Source organism: Spirillospora sp. NPDC048824 (assembly GCF_043198455.1).
GTDB lineage: Bacteria > Actinomycetota > Actinomycetes > Streptosporangiales > Streptosporangiaceae > Spirillospora.
Genome location: NZ_JBICUS010000008.1, coordinates 382,910 through 404,172, shown reverse-complemented (window position 1 = coordinate 404,172; position 21,263 = coordinate 382,910). Strand labels below are relative to the sequence as shown.

The following is a 21,263-nucleotide window of genomic DNA, read 5'->3' as shown; positions in this document are numbered from 1 at the left end:
CACCCGGTCCCATCCCGAACCCGGAAGTTAAGCCCTTCAGCGCCGATGGTACTGCATGGGAGACTGTGTGGGAGAGTAGGACACCGCCGGACTCATATTACAGAAAGGCCCCGCCGACACCGGCGGGGCCTTTCTCATTTCTACGGTGGCCAGACGTATCGGATGTCGGGCTCGTTCTCCTCGTTGTGGCGTCCATCCGTCCACTCGACGGCGACGAAGTCATGCTGTTCATAGAAACGTCGCGCCTGCCCGTTGATCTGGAATGTCCACAACCGCAGGCCATTGCGCTGGGACGACCACGCTTGCGAACCATTCTCTGACCTCGGCGTCGTCATGGCGGCGCTGTACGGTCGGCAACGCGGTGGTGGATGAACGCAGCCATACATCGGCCATCCCGACCGCGTCGGAGTCACCGGCTCGGCGGATCACGACCTGGTCGCTGCCCATGCCCACGACTCTGGCAGGCAATGTCTCTTCATGCATGTTCGCCTCGGAGATGTCATGTCCGGTGAGCACCCGAGTCTCGGCCATCCGGTTTTTGTTGCTATCGGAAGGATCGAGCGGCGCCTGCAGGGTGCGGACGAGCATCACGGTTGCGGGAGGCCGGCGCTGCCTCCGATAGGCGCGGTGAGCGCGTCCCGGAGGGCGTTTACGACGGTCACAGCCTCCCTGATGACCGCCGTGTCCTTTTGCGGGTGAGGGCGAGTCGCAACGCCGCGGGGGCACCGATCTTGGTCCTGGAGAGCCCAGATGGTCTCCAGTGCGCGGATGTGTTCGGAGAGATGGATGAGGACGGCTCGGGTCCCCCCGCTATGAGGAGAAGGGCTCGCTCGGCGGAGTCGTCTCCAGGCTTCGCAGGAGGGAATCGACGGCGGTGAGGTCGTTCTCACTGAAGACCCGGATGCCGGCGCGTTCGAGAAGTGCGGTCGTGACACCGTCCCCGGCGACGGGCGTACCCGTGAAGGTGCCGTCGTAGATGCGGTGGCTGCCGCAGGACGGGCTGCTCTCTTTGAGGAGGGCGATACGGGCACCGGAGCGCCGGGCGGCCGCGAGTGCGAGTTCGGCACCGTGAAGGAACTCGGCTGTCACGTCCTCGCCCGCGTCCGTGCGGATCTGGGCCGTCCCGTCGAGGACGGCGTGTCCGTCGCCACCGACGATCTCGGCGGGTGGGCGGGGGACGGCCAAGCCGCCCGCCACCTCCGGGCAGAAGGGGACGAGACGGCCCTCGGTGCGCCAGCGTTCGAAAAGTCCGCTACCCAGCGGCCTGGCCGCGCCGTCGTAGCGGACGGGGCGGCCCACCAGGCAGGAGCTGACCAGAATGCGTTCCACGTGCTCCAGCCTATGCCGGTGTTTCGTGTCTCCTCCCGTGACAGTAAGGCGCCCGTGGCCACTTGGTGGTTGAGGCTCGCGCAGAGACCGTCGGTACCACTGGGAGCGAAGGCGCGGAGGGCGGCGCTGCCGCGCTGTTCGTGAGAGCTTTCCCGTTGCGTTGGCCGTCTCCGCCGCCGCTGGGTGAGTGCCCGGGAGGTGAGGGCTCGGGATGAGTTCGCGGTGCAGTGCTGGGGCTTGTCCATTGGCCCCTGCGGGTCCGGTGCGGGTAACGGCGAGTGCGTCGTGCGGCAAACGCCAGGTGAAGTTCGACGTGATCGGTCCGATGCTGTTTGTGGACCGTACCTGCGCCTGTGGCTGCCGATCGCGGGGCAGCCGGTGGCGTGCGGGGATGGTCAGGGGTGGCGGGCGGCACGGTCCGCTGGGGGTCAGGGACATGCTCATTGCGCGGTCGCTCTTGTATATGCAGGTAAATACCTGCATGATGGGTTCATGAACGAGCAGCAGGACGCCCTCGACCTGGTGTTCAAGGCTTTGGCCGACTCCACCCGACGCCTGCTCCTGGACCGGCTCCGCCAGCGCAACGGGCAGACGCTCACCGAGCTCTGCAGCAGCCTGGAGATGGCGCGCCAGTCGGCGACCCAGCACCTCGACCTGCTGGCGCAGGCCGACCTCGTCGTCGTCGTACGACGCGGGCGGGAACGCCTGCACTACCTCAACCCCGCCCCGATCAACCAGATCGGGGAGCGCTGGATCGCCGCCTACGACGCGCCGCGGCTGGCAGCCCTGAGCACCATCCGAGACCGAGCAGAGGAACTCGCCATGAACGAGACCGCCGCCACCGAGACCGCAACCACCGTCCCGACCTACGTCTACGTCACCTACATCCAGGCGACCGCCGAGCAGGTGTGGAAGGCACTCACCGACGCCGACCTGACCGCGCAGTACTGGCACCACGCCAACGTGTCCGACTGGCAGGTCGGCTCACCCTGGGAGCACCGCCGCACCGACGGTTCCGACACCGTCGACGTCGTCGGAACCGTACTCGAAGTGGAGGCACCCACCCGCCTCACCGTCACTTTCGAGGACTCCCCGGACCAGGAGCGGGCCAACGGACCGTCGGTCGTCACCTTCCTGATCGAACCGCACGCCGACATCGTCCGGCTCACCGTCACCCACGAGAACCTGCCCGACATCCAGGCGCACACCCGCATCTCCAGCGGCTGGCCGGCCGTCATCGCCAACCTCAAGTCGCTGCTGGAAACCGGCACCGTCATGCCGATGGCGCCCTGGGAGATCCTGGCGGCCGGGACGTCATGAGCCCCGCCCCGACAAAGCCGCCGCGTGAACCGACCCGCGACGCACAAAAGGACAGGTCACCGAGCGGCCACAGGCCCACGCCGGGATGACCGGGTGGTCTGGCGGCCATCGGCAGCCCGGCGCGGGGAATCCTCGTGAGCCGCCGAGACTGCGTAATCACGGATGAACCAATCATGGAAGAACAATCTAGGGACAGAACATGAGTGGCTTGCTGCTTGAGAACAGGAACGCCGTGATCTATGGCGGCGGGGGCGCCATCGGCGGCGCCATCGCACGGGTATTCGCCCGGGAGGGCGCGACGGTCTTCATCGCCGGCCGGACGCAGGCGAAGCTCGACGCCGTGGCGCGTGATATCGCCGCCGCGGGCGGAACGGCCGAGACGGCGCAGGTTGACGTTTTCGATTCACAGGCGGTGGAGAAGCACGCCGACGAGGTCGCGGCGACGGCGGGCGGCATCGACATCGCCCTCAACGCCGTGAGCGTGATGCACGACCAGGGGACTTTGCTGGCGGACCTGTCGCTTGAGGAGTTCATGCGGCCGATCGATGGTTTTCTGCGGACGCTGTTCATCACGAGCAAGGCCGTGGCACGGCACATGGGCCGCGAGCGTCCCGGCGTCGTCCTGACCTTGTCCGAGCCGGGCGCCAAACTGGCCGTGGGCGGCATCTTGGGGCACGGCGTGAGCTCGGCCGGCAAGGAGGCGTTCTCACGGCTTCTGGCCGCTGAGCTGGCACCCGGCAACGTCCGGGTCATCGGCATCCGCCCCCACGCCGTCATCGACGCGCCCGCAGCGGGTTCCTACACCAAGGAGCTCTTCGAACCAGCCGCGGCAGAGGCCGGGCAGTCGGTCCAGGAGTTCCTCGAAGGCGGCGGAATGGTGCAGGGAACACTTCTGAAAAGGCTGCCGACGCTCTCCGAGATCGCAGAGACGGCCGCGTTCCTGGCCTCGGACCGGGCCGGAGCCATGACCGGGACAGTCGCCAACCTGTCCGGTGGTGCACTCGTGGACTGAGCCGGCCGATCGGGCGGGCCGGTGCCCACCGCGAAGTTCAGCCCGCACGGTCCCCGCACGGTCTCCGTGCGGGGACCGTGCGCTACAGCGGCCTCGTAACGGCCGATCGGTCAGTGGCTCCCGGTGCGCATGGTCACTTGCCCGAGCGGATGCGATCGACGGCTATCTGGGCGACGCGGACGGCGGCGCCCGGGTTGAGGCGGACGCCGCGCCAGGCGATGCGGCCGTGGGCGGGAGCGACGATGAGAGCCTGGTTCTTGCCGACGCCGCGCAAGACGTCGCGGGCCAGTTTCTCGGCCGTGTAGAGGCGCGGGGACGCCTTGGCGATCTCGCCGGTGGCGTCTCCGCTGAGCGGCGTCTCCGGCAGGTCCGGGTTGACGTTGTGGAGCAGCGGGGTGTCGACGAAGCTCGGGCACACGACGCTGACTTTGACGCCGCGTCCGGCCGCCTCGGCGCGCAGGCCGAGGGACAGGCCCACGACGGCGTGCTTGGTGGCGGTGTAGGGGATGCCGATCGGCATCGGGACGAGGCCGGCGAGCGAGGCGGTGTTGACGATATGTCCGCGGCCCTGCTCCAGCATGATCGGGTAGGCGGCGTGGACGCCGTGCACGACGCCCTTGAGGTTGATGTCGATCGCGCGGTTCCAGTGGTCGAGGGTCAGTTCCTCGGCCAGGCCGCCGACGGCGATGCCGGCGTTGTTGAACACCAGGTCGAGCCGCCCGTGCTCGGCGCTCACGCTCTTGTACAGGACGGCGACGGCCTCGGCGTCGGTGACGTCGAGGTACGCGGAGGTCGCCTTGCCCTTGCCGAGGGTGTTCAGCTTGTCGGCGACCTTCTCCGCGCCCTCGGCGTTGACGTCGGTGACCACGACGGTGTCGCCGCGCGCCACCAGGGACGTGGCGATCGCACGGCCGATGCCGGACGCGCCTCCGGTCACGATCGCGATGCTCATTCGCGTGCTCCGCTCGATGCTCTATGCCGGCGTGCTCGACGCCGGAACCGCGGAACCCGGCCCGGTGGACCGGAACCCGCGGCCGCTAATTGAATGTGTCTTGAATTGCGCGGAATTCTATGGGGTGCGGAATCCCGCCGATACACGTCCGGCCTATGAAACCGGGCTCACGGACTCGTCCCGCGCTTCGACTTCGTCCCGCTGCGCCTCGATGCCGGCCTGCCACTCGATGCCGGCCTGCCACGCGGCCTTGTTCCTGCCGGCCTTCGCGTCGGTCATGTTCAGGCGGCCTTGGGGGTCTTGAGTTCGCGGCGCCGCTTCGGCTCGTCCCAGATGCCGAACGCCTTCCACACCTGCCTGCCGACCGGGCCGATCACGCCGAGTTCGGCCATCAGGTCACGGATCTTGGCGACGGAGTTGGACATCTCCGCCTGCGACACCTCGTTCTTGTACGCCTGCCGGACGACGTCCTTCGGGATGCCGAAGTGCCGCACCATCGGCCCGGGCGGGGACAGCATGATCCGCGCCATGACGCCGAGGACGATCGGGGTCGCGATGCCGAGGATCCGTCGGCGCATCGGGTTCATGTTCGGCACCCGGTGCTTGAGGTAGTGCCTGGCGAACGAGATGTGCCGGGCCTCCTCGGCGATGTGGATCTTCATGATGGTCTCTTCGAGCGGGTGCTTGATGTGACCGCCCTTGAGGGACTTGCGCTGGACGTAGTCGATCGGGTCCTCGCCGCCGAGGACGAAGATGAAGAACATCTCGGTGCTGACCAGCGGGATCCACGGAGCGGCCTGCGCGATGAAGCTGAGCGACCGCGGCATGCCGCGGATCGGCATCTTCGTCCGGTTCACGAACTCCTGGAACATCATGCCGTGATGACATTCCTCGGTCGTCTCGTGGTAGACGTACCGGAACTCCGGCTGGCCGTTCGGCAGCCGGTAGGCGTAGTTGAGCAGTCCGCGCTTCAGCAGGTTCTCGAACTGCAGGCCGATCTTCATGGCGGTGGCGACGCGCCACAGCCCGATCTGCGCCTGGATCTCCGGTGGCTGCGACTGGTACCACGCCGTCTCGCCGAGCCGGTCGAACGGCGGCAGCACCCAGCGCGGGTCGTTCTTGTCGACGGTGAACTCCGGGTCGTCCCAGGGGATGTCGACGTAGGCCTCCCAGTGCTTGTCCACCGACGCCTTGTTCAGGCGGTCGATGACGCCCAGGTACGACTTCTTGTCCTTGACCTGCTCGCGGACCTCGTCGGCGAGCTCGGTGGGGGCTTTCGGCATGTCGGTCGCTCCCTCGGGGTCGTGCCGTCGGACGAAGCCGACGGTGCTCCAGGGTGGAAGGGTCTGGTGGGGTTCAGGGCTTGGCCGCGATACGCGGCTCGGTGACGTCCGCGTCCCCCGGCTCCGGGCCGGGGGCGGTGGTGGGCATCGGGGCGCGGGTGGGCGTTCCCCGCTCCGGGACGATCAACTGCGCGACGTCCTTGACCTGGCGCAGCACGGCGGCCTGGTGGCCGTCGGAGTCGTCGTCCAGCGCGTTCTGTATGGACAGCCCGACGAACATCGCGAACACGCCGCGCAGCATCGTCGGGACGAAGTCGGCGGGCAGCGTGTTCTCCGGGAACAGCTTCTCGAACGTCTCCAGGATGACCTGGAGGATCCGCTCGTTGAGGTCGCGGCAGAGGGGCCGCAGCTCGTCGTCGGTGCGGGCCGCCACTGCCAGCTCCATGAGGGCCTTGGCCGGGCGGCCGCGGAACACCTCCCAGAGCAGGTCGAGCGCGCCCGAGACGTTGCGCCGCTCGGCCGGCAGCACCGCGAACGCGGTCTCGTACGCCAGCCGCTGCGCTTCCAGCAGGTGCTCCAGCGCGGCCGCGACCAGCACCATCTTGGTCGGGTAGTGGTGCTGCTGCGCGCCCCGGGAGACGCCGGCGCGGCGCGCCACCTCGGTGGTGGACGTCCGGGACCAGCCGAGGTCCACCAGGCACTCCATGGTGGCCTCCAGGAGGCTGGCCTGCGTGCGTGACCGGCGTTCCTCCTGCGTACGGCGGCTGGAGGGACCGCGGCGGTGACGTCGGCGACTGCTTACTGACACGTCTCAGACGGTACGAGCGAACAAACAAGCAATCAAGCCTGCATGTATGTTGGCCGCGTCACAATTGGACATCGAGTCGAAGTACTGCGGTGGACGTAGACGAGGCGCTCCCAATGCTGCGTACGGAGCAGAGCCAGAGCCTCTTCTGGCCCGACGACGGACGCCGTGACACCCCGCGACGATCCCGGCATGGGAAACGCAGCAGAAGCAAGGCGAACGATCAACGAGGACCCGGGCACCGCGAAGGGCGGCGCCCGCACGGTCCACCTCACCAAGGTGTACGGGTCCGGTGCCATGGCGGTGCGCGCGCTCGACGACGTCAGCGTCGTGCTCCCCGAAGGGCGGTTCACCGCGATCATGGGTCCGTCCGGCGCCGGCAAGTCCACGCTGATGCACTGCGTGGCGGGCCTGGAGGACGCGACGTCCGGCAAGGTCTACGTCGGCGGCGAGGAGCTCGGGGCGCTGTCGGACCGGCGCCTGACCCGGCTCAGGCGCGAGCGGATCGGGTTCGTGTTCCAGGCGTTCAACCTGCTCCCGACGCTCACCGCACGCGACAACATCGTCCTGCCGATGACGCTGGCCGGCACGACCCCGGACCAGGAGTGGCTGAACACGGTCATCCGCGTCCTGAAGCTGGGCGACCGGCTCACGCACCGCCCGTCGGAGATGTCGGGCGGGCAGCAGCAGCGGGTGGCGCTGGCGCGGGCGCTCGTCACCCGCCCGCAGATCGTGTTCGCGGACGAGCCGACCGGCAACCTCGACTCCCGCACGGGCGCCGAGGTGCTGGACCTGCTCCGCAACGCCGTGGACGACCTCGGCCAGACGGTCGCGATGGTCACCCACGACCCGGTCGCCGCGGGACACGCCGACTCGGTGGTGTTCCTCGCCGACGGCCGGATCGTCGACGTCATGGACGCGCCCACACCCGACCGGGTGCTGGACCGGATGCGAGGGCTGGGGGACCACCGATGATCGGGCTCGTCTTCAAGGAACTGTGGGGACGCAAACGCCGTATGGTCGGCTCCCTGCTGGCGGTCTTCCTCGGCGTGACGTTTCTGACCGGAACGCTCGTGCTCGGCGACACCCTCGCGGGAAGCATCGACGGGTACTTCTCCAACGCCTACGGCAAGACCGAAGTCAGCGTGCGGAACTCCACGAAGGTCAGCGACGAGCCCTGGGGCTCCCGGGGGCAGATCGACGCGTCCGTCGTCGGCAAGGTGCGGCAGGTGGACGGCGTCGCGAACGCCGAACCGGTCATCGAAGGCTCGGGGCAACTGCTCGCCAAGGACGGCACGGTCATCGAGTCACGCGGCCCCCGCACCGCCGGCAACTGGATGACCGATCCGAAGCTCAACCCGTACCGGCTCGCAGAGGGCCGGGCGCCCCGCGCGCCGAACGAGGTCGTCATCAACAAGATGTTCGCCGACGAAGGCGGCCTGGCCATCGGGGACCGGACGGCGGTGCTCACCCCCGAACGGATTCCCGTGACCGTCGTCGGCATCAGCATGTTCGGTGACGAGGAGGCCTTCGGCGAGACGTCGTTCACGGCGTTCACACTCGAAGGCGCCCGCGAGCACGTCGCGAAGACGCCCGACCGCATCAGCGGCGTCTCCATCCTCGCAGAGGACGGCGTCAGCCCGGACGAGCTGGCGTCCCGCGTGCAGAACGTCCTGCCCGCCGGAACCGAGGCCGTCACCACCGAGGCGCAGGTCGAGGAGGGCATGAGCGAGGTCGAGAGCGGCTTCCTCACCATCTTCCGCACCGTCCTCGGCGCGTTCGGGGCGGTGGCGCTGCTCGTCGCCGCGTTCAGCATCCACAACACGTTCGCGATCACGATGGCGCAGCGGACCCGCGAGTCGGCGCTGCTGCGCGCCCTCGGCGCCGGACGCCGCCAGGTCGTCACGATCGTCGGCTTCGAGGCCCTGGTGATCGGCGGGGCCGCCACCATCGCCGGGCTCGCCGGCGGGCTGGGGTTCGCGGCCCTGCTCCGGCTGCTGTTCACCGAGTTCCGGATCGGCATCGCCATGGAGGGCCTCACCGTGTCGGCGACCTCCCTGCTGATCGCCGTGCCGGTGGGGCTGCTCGTCACCCTGGTCGCGGCGCTCGGTCCCGCGGTGAAGGCGTCCCGGGTGCCGCCGCTGGCGGCGCTGCGCGAGGTCTCCGCCGAGACCGCCGGCCCGTCCGACACCCGCGTCATCGTCGGCGGCGTCTTCGCCGCGGTCGCGATCGGGACCGTCGTGTTCGGCGCCCTCACCGAGCAGATGGCGATGGCGGGAGCGGGCGCCATCGTGACCGTCATCGCGATGGTCGCGCTCGGCCCCGTCGCGGCCCGCCCGGTGGCCAGGCTCCTCGGCGGGCCCGCGGTACGGCTGCGCGGCGTCCCGGGGGCGCTCGCCCGCGACAACGCGTCCCGCAGCCCGCAGCGCACCGCCGGCGCGGCGACCGCCCTCATGATCGGCGTCGGCGTCGTCACGCTGATGACGGTGTTCATCGGGTCACTGGGCGCGTCGCTGGAGAACAACGTCGCCGGATCGTTCAAGGGCCCGATCGTCGTCAACGCCGGCAACAACGAGACCGGCGGGTTCAGCACCGCACTCGTCCGGGACGCCGCGAAGCTGCCCCAGGTGAGCGAGGTCGCGGGCGTCGGCAGCGGCAGCCTGCGGGTGGACGGCGACCCGTCGACGGTCAGCGTCGCCGACCCGTCCGCGCTCAGCCGGGTCCTCGACCTGGACGTCACGCAGGGCGGCATGTCGGACGCCGGCACGTTCGCGGTGTCGAAGAGCGTCGCCGACGAGAAGGGGTGGAGCACCGGTTCCCAGGTGGGCGTCACGTTCGCCGACGGAGCCGCGCAGCGCCTCACCGTCGGCGCCGTCTACGAGAACACCGACCTGACCGGTGACTACCTCGTGCCGCGCACCGCGTGGGACGCGCACACCCGGCAACCCCTGGACAACGCGGCGTTCGTGGAACTGGCGCCGGGCGCGTCGGAGGCGGACGCACGGCAGGCCCTGACCGCGCTCGCCAAGCCGTACGGCGCACCGGAGGTCCAGACGCGCGACGACTACGTCGCCGCCCAGACGGAGGAGATGGCGGGCTTCATCAGCGTCGTCTACGGGATGCTCATCCTCGCCATCGTCATCGCGCTGATGGGCATCGCGAACACGCTGTCGCTGTCGGTCCACGAGCGGACCCGCGAGCTGGGGCTGCTGCGCGCGGTCGGCGGAACCCGCCCGCAGATCAGGTCGATGGTCCGGTGGGAATCGGTCATCGTCGCGCTGTTCGGCACCGGCGGCGGGATCGGCCTCGGGGTGTTCCTCGGCTGGGGCCTCGGCACCGCGCTCGGCAACCCGTTCGCGCCGGGGGCCGTCCAGCTCGCGGTCATCGCGCTGGTCGGCGCGGTGGCGGGCGCGCTCGCCGCCATCCGCCCGGCCAGGCGCGCCGCGCGGCTGGCGATCCTGTCCGCCATCTCCGCGCCGTGACGCCACCGGACCCGTCCCCCCGCCGCCGCGCGGGGGGACGGGTCTTCCGGTCCGCCCGTCTTCTGGTCCAGCCCGCCTTCCGGACCGCCCGCCTTCCGGTCGGCCGCCTCCCGCGCCCCGCCCGCTTTCCGGCCCGGGCACGTTCGCGCGGGCGGCCGCGGCTATGGTAAATCCATGCAGGTCAACCAGTCGGGCAAGCTCATCAACGTCTGTTACGACATCCGCGGGCCGGTGCTCAAGCGCGCCAAGCAGCTGGAGGCCGAGGGGAACAACATCCTCAAGCTGCACATCGGCAACCCGGCGCCGTTCGGGTTCGAGGCACCGCCCGAGCTCCTCCACGACATGATCCGCAACCTGCCGGAGGCGCACGGCTACAGCGACTCCAAGGGCATCCTGCCCGCCCGCCGCGCCGTCGTGCAGCGGCTGGAGGACGACGGCGTCCCCGGCGTCGACGTGGAGGACGTCTACCTCGGCAACGGCGTCTCCGAGCTGATCGTGATGACCCTGCAGGCGCTCCTCAACGACGGCGACGAGGTGCTCATCCCGGCCCCCGACTACCCGCTGTGGACGGCGTCGGTCTCGCTGTGCGGCGGCACGCCCGTCCACTACCTGTGCGACGAGGACGCCGGCTGGGAGCCGAGCGTCGACGACATCGAATCGAAGATCGGCGACCGCACCAGGGCGATCGTCATCATCAACCCGAACAACCCGACCGGCGCCGTCTACTCGCGGGACGTGCTGACCCGCATCGTCGAGGTCGCCCGCCGCCGCAACCTCATCATCTTCGCCGACGAGATCTACGACCGGATCCTCTACGACGACGCCGAGCACATCCCCATCGCGTCCCTGACCACGGACCTGCTCTGCCTCACCTTCGGCGGCCTGTCGAAGAACTACCGCGTCGCCGGGTTCCGCGCCGGGTGGGTCGCGCTGTCCGGCCCTAAGGAACACGCGGAGTCCTACATCGAGGGCATCGACATCCTCGCCAACATGCGGCTCTGCCCCAACGTTCCCGGCCAGCACGCCATCCAGGCCGCCCTGGGCGGTTACCAGAGCATCGACGACCTCGTCCTGCCGACCGGCCGCCTGGGCGAGCAGCGCGAACGTGCCTGGAAACTGCTGAACGACCTGCCGGGCGTGAGCTGCGTCCGCCCCATGGGCGCCCTGTACGTCTTCCCGCGCCTGGACCCCGAGATGTATCCGGTCGAGGACGACATGCGCTTCGCCCTCGACCTCCTCGAACAGCAGAAACTTCTCGTCGTCCAGGGGACGGGCTTCAACTGGCCGTCCACCGACCACTTCCGCGTCGTCACCCTCCAGTACGCCGACGACCTCGAAGAGGCCGTGGGTCGCATAGGCGAGTTCCTCCACACCTACCGCCGCTGAACCCGGCCGCCGGCCCCTGCGCCTCCGCTGCGCGGGTTCCTACGGCGCTTCCGTCGCGGCGGTGTCGAGGCGGCGGAGGGCGCCGCGGACGATACCGGGGTCGGTGGTGGCCCAGAACGGCGGCAGGGAGTTCTTGAGGAAGCCGCCGTAGCGAGCCGTGGCGAGGCGCGGGTCGAGGACGGCCACGACGCCCCGGTCGTCCATGGAGCGCAGCAGCCGCCCGGCGCCCTGCGCGAGCAGCAGTGCGGCATGCGTCGCCGCGACCGCCATGAAGCCGTTGCCGCCGCGCGCCGCCACCGCCCGCGACCGCGCCGAGGACACGGGATCGTCCGGACGAGGGAACGGGATGCGGTCCATGATGACGAGCTGCAGCGACGGGCCCGGGACGTCCACGCCCTGCCAGAGCGACAGGGTGCCGAACAGGCAGGTCCGCTCGTCCTCGGCGAACTGCTTGACCAGCAGCGACGTGGAGTCGTCGCCCTGGCACAGCAGCGGATGGGACAGGTGGTCCTTCAGCTCGTCGGTGGCCTGCCGCGCGGCCCGCATCGAGGAGAACAGGCCGAGGGTCCGGCCGCCCGCCGCCTCGATCAGCTCGGTGATCTCCGTGAGGTAGGCGTCGGCGAGGCCGTCCCGTCCCGGCTGCGGCAGATGCCGCGCGACGTACAGGATGCCCGCCTTCGGATGGTCGAACGGTGAGCCGACGTCCAGCCCGGACCACACGACCTCGGTCTCCTCGCCCTTCTCCGTCGCGGTCTGCGCGAGGCCCTCGGCGGCCGTCTGCGCATCCTTCTGGGCGTCCTTCCCCGCGCTCTCGCCCAGCGGCGGCAGCCCCCACTGGCGGGCGAGCGGCTCGAACGACCCGCCGAGCGTCAGCGTCGCCGAAGTCAGGATCGCGGTGCGCCGCTCGAACAGCGTCGTCCGCAGCAGCCCGCCGACCCCGATCGGCGCCACGTGCAGCGCCGGCGGACGCCTGGGCCGCCCCTCCGGGACGAACGGCTTCTCCAGCCACACCACGTCGAAGCGCTGGGCGATCTCGGGTTTGAAGGCCTCCAGCGTCCTCTCGGCCGTTTCATGCAGCTCTTCGAGGGATGACCGTGCCGCCTTGCGCGCGGCCATGTCGCCTGGGTCGGACTCCTTCTTCTCCGGCCCGAGCGCGGTGATGCACGCGCGCGCTGCGTCCCGTACGACGACGAGGGTGTTGCCCAAAGCGGGCGACAGGACGTCCATGCGCCCGGCGGGCATGTCCTCCAGCAGGAGGCCGAGCCCCTCCGCGGCCTCCTTCAGCCGGTCGGCCGTGGTCTCCTCGATGAGACGCCCGCACCGGCGGGCCGCCACCTCGACGGCGGCCGCGCTCAGATCCCCGGTCGCGACCGACGTGACCCGGTCGACCAGCTCATGCGCCTCGTCCACGATCACGACATCGTGTTCGGGCAGGACCTGGAACTCCTCCAGCGCATCGATCGCCAACAGCGCATGGTTGGTGACGACGATGTGCGCCTCGCCCGCCTCCGCCCGGGCCAGCTCGGCGAAGCACTCCGTGCCGTGCGGGCAGCGCTGAGCACCCAGGCATTCCTTCGCGGTGACGGCCACCTGCCGCCACGCCTGCTCGCTGACCCCCGGCACCAGCTCGTCGCGGTCGCCGGTCTTCGTCTCGTCGGCCCACTCGTTCAGCCGCTTCACCTGCCGCCCGAGCGACGAGAGCTGCTGCGGATCGAACAGGCTCGGGCCCTCGTCCTCCTCCGGAACACCCGTCTGCACCCGGTGCAGGCACAGGTAGTTGCGGCGGCCCTTCAGGATCGCGAACTTCAGCTCCGTCCCGAGCAGCGGCGCGAGCGCCTCCGCCAGTCGCGGCAGGTCGCGGTCGACGAGCTGGCGCTGCAACGCGATCGTCGCCGTCGACACGACCACCGTCGTCTGCTTCTCGACCGCGTGCCGGATCGCCGGGACCAGGTAGGCCAGCGACTTGCCGGTGCCGGTGCCGGCCTGCGCGGCGACATGCTCACCGGACTCGATCGCCTTCTCCACCGCCTGCGCCATCTCCACCTGCCCGGGGCGCTCGGCGCCCCCGATGGACGTGACGGCCGCGGCGAGAAGGGTCGCCATGTCCGGAATCTGGGTATCGCTGCCGGTCAGCAGATCAGGGGCGGGCACGTCGCCCAACGCTACCGCTCGCGGCGGACACCCGCGTCCAGTCCCGTCAGGCGGAGCCCGACATCGGCCGGTTCGGCGACGAATCCGCTCAGAACATCCCATCACGCGACCTGGAGTTATCCACAGTTTCGTGCGCGGTCTCGTGCCCGCGGCGCGGCTGCCACTGTCGGAGGCATGACACCCCTGGTGATCCGATCGGCCCAAGATGCCATCGCAGCCGTCCCGTACCTGCTCGGTTTCCACCCGTCCCGGAGCCTCGTCGTGATCGGTTTCGAGGGACGTGCCCACGGCACATGCGCCATCCGCCTCGATTTACCGTCATGCGAGGCCGCCGGGCGGGTGGCGGCCCTCCTGGCCGGCAACGGCTTCGCCCGGTCCCTCGTCCTCGGCTACGGGCCGTCCGGCGAGGTCGGCGAGTCCGCCGCGGCGATGCAGGCGGCCCTGAGCTCTGCGGGCGTCCCCGCCGCCGAGGCGATCCGCGTCGCCGGCGGCCGCTGGTGGTCGCTCACCTGCAACGACGACTGCTGCCCGCCCGAAGGGACCCCGTACGACGCCTCCGCCAGCGTCCTCGCCGCCCAGGCGACCTACGCCGGCCACGTCGCCCTCGCCGACCGCTCCGAACTCGTCCGTTCCGTCCAGCCGCTCGACGGCCCCGCCCGGACCGCCATGCGCGAGGCCACCGCACGTGCCGAGAGACGCCGTGGGCCCGGCACTTCAGGCGACGACCTCACCTTCGTCCTCACCCTCCTCACCCGCGGCGGTACCGCCCCGACCGACGACGAGGTCGCCCGGCTCGGCATCCTCCTCACCGACCTGCGGGTCCGCGACGAGGCCTGGATCCGCATCGACGAAGACGCCCCGGCCGCCGACATCGCCCTCTGGCGCGACGTCCTCCGCCGCGTCGAGGAGCCCTACGTCCCCGCCCCGGCGTCCCTGCTGGCCTTCGCCGCCTACTCCGCGGGCGACGGCGGCCTGGCCAACGTCGCCCTGGAACGCGCTCTGGACGCCGACCCCGCCTACTCGATGGCTGTCCTGCTCAGGGAGGTGATCAACGCCGGTATCCCACCCTCGAAGGTCCGCCTGCACATGACCCCCGACCAACTGGCCGCCGCCTACTACGACCAGCACCGGGAAGCCGGCTGACCCCCGCCACGACCGAGCGTCAGGGGGCGACGGCTTCGCCGGGGGTTCCGGGGTCGATGCGGCGGTCGGGGTTGCGTGCGTTCCAGGCGCGCATGCGGGGCGGGTAGCCGACGATCTGGACGTCGTACACGGGCAGGCCGAGGTCGCGGGCCACCTTGCCGATGACCTTGGGGGAGCCGACGCGGCGGCGGGTCCACTCGCCGTCGTGGGCGACGGCGACGGCGGTGGTGTCGGTGGCGAAGGTCTCCGGCTCCACGAAGAACTCGACGCCGCGACGGCTGCGGGCGAAGGCGATCAGTGCCTCGATGTCGGAGTCGGTCGCCTCGCGGTCGAGCCTGGTCACCGTGGACCCGCGGTTCTTGCGGATCCCGAATCGGTCCCGGAACCTCATGCCTGCCCCGTCGTCTGGTGCCGGCCCCCGGAACCGTTCCGGGGGTCAGGTGTGGTCTACGACGATAACGGCTGTGCGGCCTCGGCTGGTTCCCGACACAGCGGCGGCATCCCCGGCGGGCGCGGCGCAGCGCCCTAGACTGGCCGGTCTTGGGATCGGCAGCCGGGGGGGTTGATGGACGGGCTGAAGCTGGTCCGGCGGGGGGCGGCCGGTGTGCTCGCGGCGGCGATGTGCGGGGGGCTGAGCACACTGGCCCCGGTCGACGAACGGGTGCGGCTCACCGCGGCACGGAGCGGGCCCCCCGCGCCCGAGCCCGAGCCGCCCGGGCCCAAGCCCGAGCCGAAGCCCCCGCCGCCCGACTGCACCCGCGTGAAATGCCTGGCGCTGACGTTCGACGACGGCCCGGCCGAGAGCACCGGGAAACTGCTGGACATCCTGGCGTCCCGCAACGTCAAGGCGACGTTCTTCCTGATCGGGGAGAACGCCGCCAAGTACCCCGGGCTCGTCCGACGTGAACATGAGGCCGGGCACGAGATAGCCGATCACAGCTACACCCACGCCGACCTCGGGAGTGCCTCCAAGCAGAAGATCGTTTCGGAGCTGACGCGGACGCAGGAGGCGATCCGCCGCGCGTCCGGCGTCACGCCGGACATGCTGCGGCCGCCGTACGGGTCGACGTCGAAACGGCTGACCAGGATCACGCGGCGGATGGGCATGGCGCAGGTGCTGTGGACGGTCGACCCGCTCGACTGGCGGGATCGCGACACCGAGGACGTCGAGCGCCGGGTGCTGACGTCGGCGAAGCCCGGCGACATCGTGCTGCTGCACGACATCCACCCGACGACCGTGCGGGCCGTTCCGGAGATCATCGACCGTCTGGCGGCGCAGGGCTACGTCTTCGTGACCGTCTCCGAACTGTTCGGCGGGCACCTGACACCCGGGAAGGAGTACACGCGGCTGAATTCAGGGGAGGGTCAGGGTCTTCCCTGATGCTGCCGGCGGCCGCGGCGCGGACCATGAGAGATATGGACAGCAGCTACGCGGTGGGGGATCTGAGGGTCTCGGACGCCGAACGCGAACCGGTCATCGAGCGCCTTCAGGACGCGTACGCCGAGGGCCGGATCGACCACGACGAATTCGACCTGCGCATGCACCTGGCGATGACGGCCAAGACGCGCAACGACCTGGGTGCGCTCACCCGCGATCTCGCCCCGGCGCCGAAGCAGGCGCACAACCCCGCCGCGTGGGACGGTGAGCCGCCGACCGGGGAGGACCGCATGCTCGCGGCGGCGGCGCATGCCGTCGCCGTCCCGACGCTGTTCGTCGGGCCGCTCGTGCTGATGCTGCTGAGCGGCAAGCGGTCCGAGTACGTCCGGCGGCAGGCGGCGGAGGCCGTGAACTTCCAGGTGACGCTCCTGCTCCTCACCATCGTCACGTTCGGCGTCGGCGGCATCGTCTACGCCGTGGCGTGGATCCTGTCGGCCATCGCGGCCGTCTACGCGCTGACGGGCCACACCTTCCGCTATCCGTGGATCCTCCGCCTGGTGAAGTGACCGCCCGCCCCGCCGCCGTCCGGTGGACGGGGCGCGGGGTTTCCGGGACCCGGAGTTGGTTTGTCGCCGTGGGGCTCGGGGGAGATGTCGACGTGGCCGCCCCGTTGCGGTTCCGTCGCTCCAGGAGTTGAAACGACGCCGATGTATGCGCCCGTGGGGTTATTCCCCTCTCTACCTGTGACTCCCACAACGTCCGAATTGTGTGGACCGTGCATAGGATGATCGATTAACTGTGTCCGGGGAGGGTTGGATGACGGAGCTTGCGGTCAAGGGCGATCACCAGCGGGCGGTCGAGGCGCTCAGGAGGTCCTACGAGGCGATCCCTGCGGGCACGCCGGTGCGGCTGGCGAAGCGGACCTCGAACCTGTTCCGGTGGCGCGACCCGTCGGACGCGCCCGGGCTGGACGTGTCCGGGTTCGACAAGGTGCTGAGCGTCGACGCGGACGAGCGGACCGCACAGGTCCAGGGCATGACGACGTACGAGGACCTGGTCGACGCGACGCTCCCGCACGGGCTGATGCCGACGGTCGTCCCGCAGCTGAAGACGATCACACTGGGCGGCGCGGTGACGGGGCTCGGCATCGAGTCGACGTCGTTCCGGGACGGGCTTCCGCACGAGGGCGTGCTGGAGATGGAGGTCCTGGCGGGTGACGGCAGGATCGTCACCGCGACGAGGGACAACGAGCACGCGGACCTGTTCTACGGGTTCCCGAACTCCTACGGGACGCTCGGCTACACGCTGCGGCTGAAGATCGAGCTCAGGCCGGTCGGCCCTTACGTCCGGCTGCGGCATCTGCGGTTCCGGGACGCGGTGGAGATGTCCAGCGCGATGAGCGAGATCACCGAGTCCGGGACGTTCGAGGGCGAGGCCGTCGACTTCCTGGACGGGACGGTGTTCGGCGCGGACGAGCAGTACATCACGCTGGGCTTCTTCGCGGACTCGGCGCCGTACACGTCCGACTACACCGGTCAGCAGATCTACTACCGGTCGATCCAGGAGCGGTCGGTCGACTTCCTGACGGTCCGCGACTACATCTGGCGCTGGGACACCGACTGGTTCTGGTGCTCGGGCGCGTTCGGCGTGCAGAACCCGGCCGTCCGGCGGCTGTGGCCCGACAAGTACAAGCGGTCGGACGTGTACCGCAAGCTCGTCGCGTACGACCGTCGGTACCACTTCGTCGCGCGGGCGGAGCGGTGGCGTGGCCTGAGGCCGCGCGAGGACGTCATCCAGGACATCGAGGTGCCGGTCGAGCGGCTGCCGGAGTTCCTGGAATTCTTCCACGACAAGGTGGGCATGAGCCCGGTCTGGCTGTGCCCGCTGCGTGCCAAGGAGCGGTGGCCGCTGTACCCGCTGGAAGTGGGCCGCACGTACGTGAACGTGGGTTTCTGGGGGACGGTGCGGCTCCCACCTGGGCAGATCCCCGAATATCACAACCGGCTCATCGAACGCAGGGTCGCAGCCCTTGACGGGCACAAGTCTCTCTATTCGACTTCCTTCTATAACAGGGACGAGTTCTGGCGGTACTACGACGGGGAGACCTACCGGCGCCTCAAGGGGAGCTACGACTCCGGCGGGCGGCTGCTGGACCTCTACGACAAGTGTGTACGCGGGCGCTGACCAGGCGTCCGCCGTTTCGGGGGAGTGCCCGGACGGGCGGCCGACCATCGCCGGCCGGCCGGGCGGAGAGACAGGAGGGAACAAGATGACGCTGGCCAGGGTCTTCGAGCGGCTCGCCGGGGCTGAGGCGCCAGTGGAGTTCACGGCGTACGACGGATCGCGGGCGGGGGTGCCCGGGGCCGACATCCGGTTCGACGTCCGTTCGCCGTACGCGGTGTCGTACCTGCTGCACTCGCCGGGGGCGCTGGGCCTGGCCCGCGCCTATGTCACCGGCATGATCGACGTCAGCGGCGACATGATCACGGCGCTGACGACGATGCAGCAGGTGCTCGGCGACGTGACGGCGCGGGACAAGGCGCGGATCGTCGGCGGTGTGCTCGGCGACCCGCTGCTGCGCGCCGCGATCTCGCGCCGGCTGGACCCGCCGCCGCAGGAGGCGCCGTTCAGCCGCATTCCGTCGTGGCTGCGGCACTCCAAGCGGCGGGACGCGAAGGCGATCTCCCATCACTACGACGTCTCGAACACCTTCTACGAGTGGGTCCTCGGCCCCTCCATGGCCTACACGTGCGCGTGCTACCCCCGAGAGGACGCGACGCTGGAGGAGGCGCAGTTCTTCAAGCACGACCTGGTGGCGAAGAAGATCGCGCTGAAGCCGGGGATGCGGCTGCTGGACGTGGGCTGCGGCTGGGGCGGCATGGTGATGCACGCCGCGCAGGAGTACGGCGTCAAGGCGCTCGGTGTGACGCTGTCGAAGCAGCAGGCCGAGTGGGCGCAGAAGGCCATCGCCGACCGGGGCCTGTCGGATCTGGCCGAGGTCCGGCACATGGACTACCGGGACGTGGCCGAGGAGGGCTTCGACGCGATCAGCTCCATCGGGCTCACCGAGCACATCGGCAAGGCGAACCTGCCGTCCTACTTCTCGTTCCTGCACGGGAAGCTGAAGAAGGGCGGCCGGATGCTGAACCACACCATCACCCGTCCGGACAACATCGCTCCGACCCGCAGGGAGAACGGGTTCATCAACCGCTACGTGTTCCCGGACGGTGAGCTGGAGGGCCCCGGCTACGTCCAGATGCAGATGAACGACGCGGGTTTCGAGATCCGCCACCAGGAGAACCTGCGCGAGCACTACGCCCGGACGCTCACCGCCTGGTGCGAGAACCTCGACGAGCACTGGGACGAGGCCGTCGCCGAGGTCGGCGACGGGATCGCGCGCGTGTGGCGCGTCTACATGGCGGGCTGCGTGCTCGGCTTCGACCAGAACTGGATCGAGCTGCACCAGACGCTCGGCGTCAAGCTGCACGACGACGGCACGAGCGGTATGCCGCTGCGCCCCGACTGGGCATCGTGACGGCGGAACCGATTCCGGCGATGTGACGAGCCGACCGGGTGTCCGGTCGGCTCGTCCGCGTTCAAGGCCCTCCGACGGCTCCTGTCCCGGCGGCCCCGTTCCGGCCGGGGCCGATCATCTCCGGCGGGTTCCCGTCATACCGCGAAGAGCAGCGCCGCGCTGCCGAGAATGACCACGGCGGTGGCGACGTGGATGCCGAAGGTGAGGTCGCGCACCCCCTTGATCTCCAAGTAGGCGGCGTCTCCGTCCTGCTTGGCGGGGACCCCGTAGTCGGCGGCCGCCGCGCGCACGGCCTCCTCACCCTTCTGCGCAACGGCCGCCTGCGCCGCGAGCAGCGCGACCACCGCCTCGCGATCCTGATCCGGCGCTTCTCGGCCTGACCCCGGGCACCTCAACCGCGGGTCAACATTCGGCCACCCCCATATCAGGGCAGGCCGGACGGGGTACGGGTGGTGAGGACCGTCGAGTTCGGGGGGCGCGAGGCGATGCACATCCGGTCCCCGGTGAAGCCGATGCTGGCCGCGACCATCGACCACATCCCCCCGGCGCAGGCATGCCCGGGCGGCTGCCGGTACGAGCCGAAGTTCGACGGGTTCCGCGCGGTCGCGCTCGTGGACGACGGCGGCGCCGTCCACCTGTCCTCGCGCCGCAGGACCCGCCTCAACGACGGGTTCCCCGAGATCGTGGCGGCGGTCGGGGAGCAGCTCGCGCCCGGCACGGTCGTCGACGGCGAGCTGGTCCGCTGGGGGGACGACGGGCGCCTCGACTTCGGCGCGCTGCAACGCCGCCACGTCGCCGGACGCCGCCGCGCCGAGTTCGCGCGGGCGGAACCCTGCCACTACGTCGTGTTCGACGTCCTGGAATCGGACGGCGTGGACCTGCGTCCCCGTCCGCTGCGGGAACGCCGCACCGTCCTGGAGGCCCTGCTCGGCGGCGCCCCGCCGTCCGCGCGGGTCGTCGCCACCCCGCAGACGTCCGACGCCGAGGAGGCGCGGCTGTGGTTCGACGCCCTCGCCGTGCAGGGCATCGAGGGCCTGGTCGTCAAGGACGCCGACGGCGCCTACCTGGAGGGACGCCGCCGCTGGTGGAAGGTGAAGCGCCGCATCACCACCCAGGCGATCGTGGGCGGCGTGACGGGCACCAGGCAGGCCCCCGAGTCGCTGATCCTCGGCCGCTACGACGACGGCGGCCGCCTCCGCGTCGTCGCGCGGACCACCCCGCTCCCGCCCTCCGCGCGCGTGTCGCTCGCGGAGGTGCTGCGCCACGCCGGCGCCGACCATCCGTGGCCGGCCGAGCTGCCCGCCGGGTTCGCCGGCGGCCTGTACGGGGCGCATCCGCCGATCCGCTATGTCCGGACGGAGCCGGAGGTCGTCGTGGAGATCAGCGCGGACGCGGCCGTCGAACGCGGCCGCTGGCGGCACGCCGTCCGCTTTCTCCGGACACGGTCGGACCTGGCCCCGGTCGACGTCCCGGGGTTCGGTGCGTGA

General features: G+C 70.3%; 20 protein-coding genes and 1 rRNA gene. 12 read left to right on the top strand and 9 right to left on the bottom strand.

Annotated features, from left to right (window positions below):
- Positions 1-92 (top strand): 5S ribosomal RNA (rrf, locus tag ACGFIS_RS19170); the annotation flags it as partial.
- Between the two features lie 136 nt (positions 93-228).
- Here rrf and ACGFIS_RS19165 read toward each other — a convergent pair.
- Positions 229-588, bottom strand: a complete 360-nt coding sequence (locus ACGFIS_RS19165; protein ID WP_392971921.1) for a hypothetical protein — start codon at positions 586-588, stop codon at positions 229-231.
- A gap of 222 nt (positions 589-810) precedes the next feature.
- Positions 811-1,329, bottom strand: coding sequence for a DUF523 domain-containing protein (locus ACGFIS_RS19160; protein WP_392899547.1), 519 nt, complete (start codon positions 1,327-1,329; stop codon positions 811-813).
- Positions 1,330-1,821: 492 nt separating this feature from the next.
- Here ACGFIS_RS19160 and ACGFIS_RS19155 point away from each other — a divergent pair, with 492 nt between their 5' ends.
- Complete coding sequence (locus ACGFIS_RS19155; RefSeq protein ID WP_392971919.1) at positions 1,822-2,649, top strand: SRPBCC domain-containing protein; 828 nt, start codon at positions 1,822-1,824, stop codon at positions 2,647-2,649.
- A 199-nt stretch (positions 2,650-2,848) separates the two neighbouring features.
- Positions 2,849-3,661, top strand: a complete 813-nt coding sequence (locus tag ACGFIS_RS19150) for an SDR family NAD(P)-dependent oxidoreductase (RefSeq protein WP_392899541.1) — start codon at positions 2,849-2,851, stop codon at positions 3,659-3,661.
- 133 nt (positions 3,662-3,794) lie between these two features.
- On the opposite strand, the gene ACGFIS_RS19145 is transcribed toward ACGFIS_RS19150, so the two are convergent.
- From ACGFIS_RS19145 to ACGFIS_RS19130, 4 genes are all read right to left on the bottom strand, one after another.
- Positions 3,795-4,613 carry an SDR family NAD(P)-dependent oxidoreductase gene (locus ACGFIS_RS19145; protein WP_392899538.1) on the bottom strand — a complete coding sequence of 273 codons (819 nt, stop codon included), beginning with the start codon at positions 4,611-4,613 and terminating at the stop codon, positions 3,795-3,797.
- Between the two features lie 153 nt (positions 4,614-4,766).
- Entirely contained in the window at positions 4,767-4,892 is a 126-nt protein-coding gene (locus tag ACGFIS_RS19140) for a hypothetical protein (RefSeq protein WP_392899535.1), read from the bottom strand.
- A gap of 2 nt (positions 4,893-4,894) precedes the next feature.
- Entirely contained in the window at positions 4,895-5,896 is a 1,002-nt protein-coding gene (locus tag ACGFIS_RS19135; protein ID WP_392971917.1) for a diiron oxygenase, read from the bottom strand.
- A gap of 73 nt (positions 5,897-5,969) precedes the next feature.
- Positions 5,970-6,704: a TetR/AcrR family transcriptional regulator gene (locus ACGFIS_RS19130; protein ID WP_392899530.1), complete on the bottom strand. Its 735-nt coding sequence runs from the start codon at positions 6,702-6,704 to the stop codon at positions 5,970-5,972.
- A gap of 189 nt (positions 6,705-6,893) precedes the next feature.
- On the opposite strand from ACGFIS_RS19130, the gene ACGFIS_RS19125 reads away from it, so the two are divergent.
- The 3 genes from ACGFIS_RS19125 (at position 6,894) to ACGFIS_RS19115 (ending at position 11,569) form a co-directional block, all read left to right on the top strand.
- Positions 6,894-7,676 (top strand): ABC transporter ATP-binding protein, encoded by a 783-nt coding sequence (locus ACGFIS_RS19125; RefSeq protein WP_392899528.1) that lies wholly within the window; start codon positions 6,894-6,896, stop codon positions 7,674-7,676.
- Positions 7,673-10,183: an ABC transporter permease gene (locus ACGFIS_RS19120; RefSeq protein ID WP_392971915.1), complete on the top strand. Its 2,511-nt coding sequence runs from the start codon at positions 7,673-7,675 to the stop codon at positions 10,181-10,183. Before ACGFIS_RS19125 ends, ACGFIS_RS19120 begins: the two co-directional genes overlap by 4 nt.
- A gap of 174 nt (positions 10,184-10,357) precedes the next feature.
- Positions 10,358-11,569, top strand: coding sequence for a pyridoxal phosphate-dependent aminotransferase (locus ACGFIS_RS19115; protein ID WP_392899522.1), 1,212 nt, complete (start codon positions 10,358-10,360; stop codon positions 11,567-11,569).
- Between the two features lie 39 nt (positions 11,570-11,608).
- On the opposite strand, the gene ACGFIS_RS19110 is transcribed toward ACGFIS_RS19115, so the two are convergent.
- Entirely contained in the window at positions 11,609-13,672 is a 2,064-nt protein-coding gene (locus ACGFIS_RS19110) for an ATP-dependent DNA helicase (RefSeq protein WP_392899616.1), read from the bottom strand.
- A 222-nt stretch (positions 13,673-13,894) separates the two neighbouring features.
- On the opposite strand from ACGFIS_RS19110, the gene ACGFIS_RS19105 reads away from it, so the two are divergent.
- Positions 13,895-14,863, top strand: coding sequence for a DUF4192 domain-containing protein (locus ACGFIS_RS19105; protein ID WP_392899519.1), 969 nt, complete (start codon positions 13,895-13,897; stop codon positions 14,861-14,863).
- A 19-nt stretch (positions 14,864-14,882) separates the two neighbouring features.
- Here ACGFIS_RS19105 and ACGFIS_RS19100 read toward each other — a convergent pair whose 3' ends face one another.
- Entirely contained in the window at positions 14,883-15,254 is a 372-nt protein-coding gene (locus tag ACGFIS_RS19100; protein ID WP_392899517.1) for a hypothetical protein, read from the bottom strand.
- Positions 15,255-15,428: 174 nt separating this feature from the next.
- On the opposite strand from ACGFIS_RS19100, the gene ACGFIS_RS19095 reads away from it, so the two are divergent.
- The 4 genes from ACGFIS_RS19095 (at position 15,429) to ACGFIS_RS19080 (ending at position 19,776) form a co-directional block, all read left to right on the top strand.
- Complete coding sequence (locus ACGFIS_RS19095) at positions 15,429-16,244, top strand: polysaccharide deacetylase family protein (RefSeq protein ID WP_392899515.1); 816 nt, start codon at positions 15,429-15,431, stop codon at positions 16,242-16,244.
- A gap of 35 nt (positions 16,245-16,279) precedes the next feature.
- Complete coding sequence (locus tag ACGFIS_RS19090) at positions 16,280-16,807, top strand: DUF1707 and DUF4870 domain-containing protein (RefSeq protein ID WP_392899513.1); 528 nt, start codon at positions 16,280-16,282, stop codon at positions 16,805-16,807.
- 250 nt (positions 16,808-17,057) lie between these two features.
- Positions 17,058-18,425 carry an FAD-binding oxidoreductase gene (locus ACGFIS_RS19085; RefSeq protein WP_392899511.1) on the top strand — a complete coding sequence of 456 codons (1,368 nt, stop codon included), beginning with the start codon at positions 17,058-17,060 and terminating at the stop codon, positions 18,423-18,425.
- 85 nt (positions 18,426-18,510) lie between these two features.
- Positions 18,511-19,776, top strand: coding sequence for a class I SAM-dependent methyltransferase (locus ACGFIS_RS19080; protein WP_392899509.1), 1,266 nt, complete (start codon positions 18,511-18,513; stop codon positions 19,774-19,776).
- 134 nt (positions 19,777-19,910) lie between these two features.
- On the opposite strand, the gene ACGFIS_RS19075 is transcribed toward ACGFIS_RS19080, so the two are convergent.
- Positions 19,911-20,120, bottom strand: coding sequence for a hypothetical protein (locus tag ACGFIS_RS19075; protein WP_392899508.1), 210 nt, complete (start codon positions 20,118-20,120; stop codon positions 19,911-19,913).
- A gap of 108 nt (positions 20,121-20,228) precedes the next feature.
- Here ACGFIS_RS19075 and ACGFIS_RS19070 point away from each other — a divergent pair, with 108 nt between their 5' ends.
- Entirely contained in the window at positions 20,229-21,263 is a 1,035-nt protein-coding gene (locus ACGFIS_RS19070; protein WP_392899506.1) for an ATP-dependent DNA ligase, read from the top strand.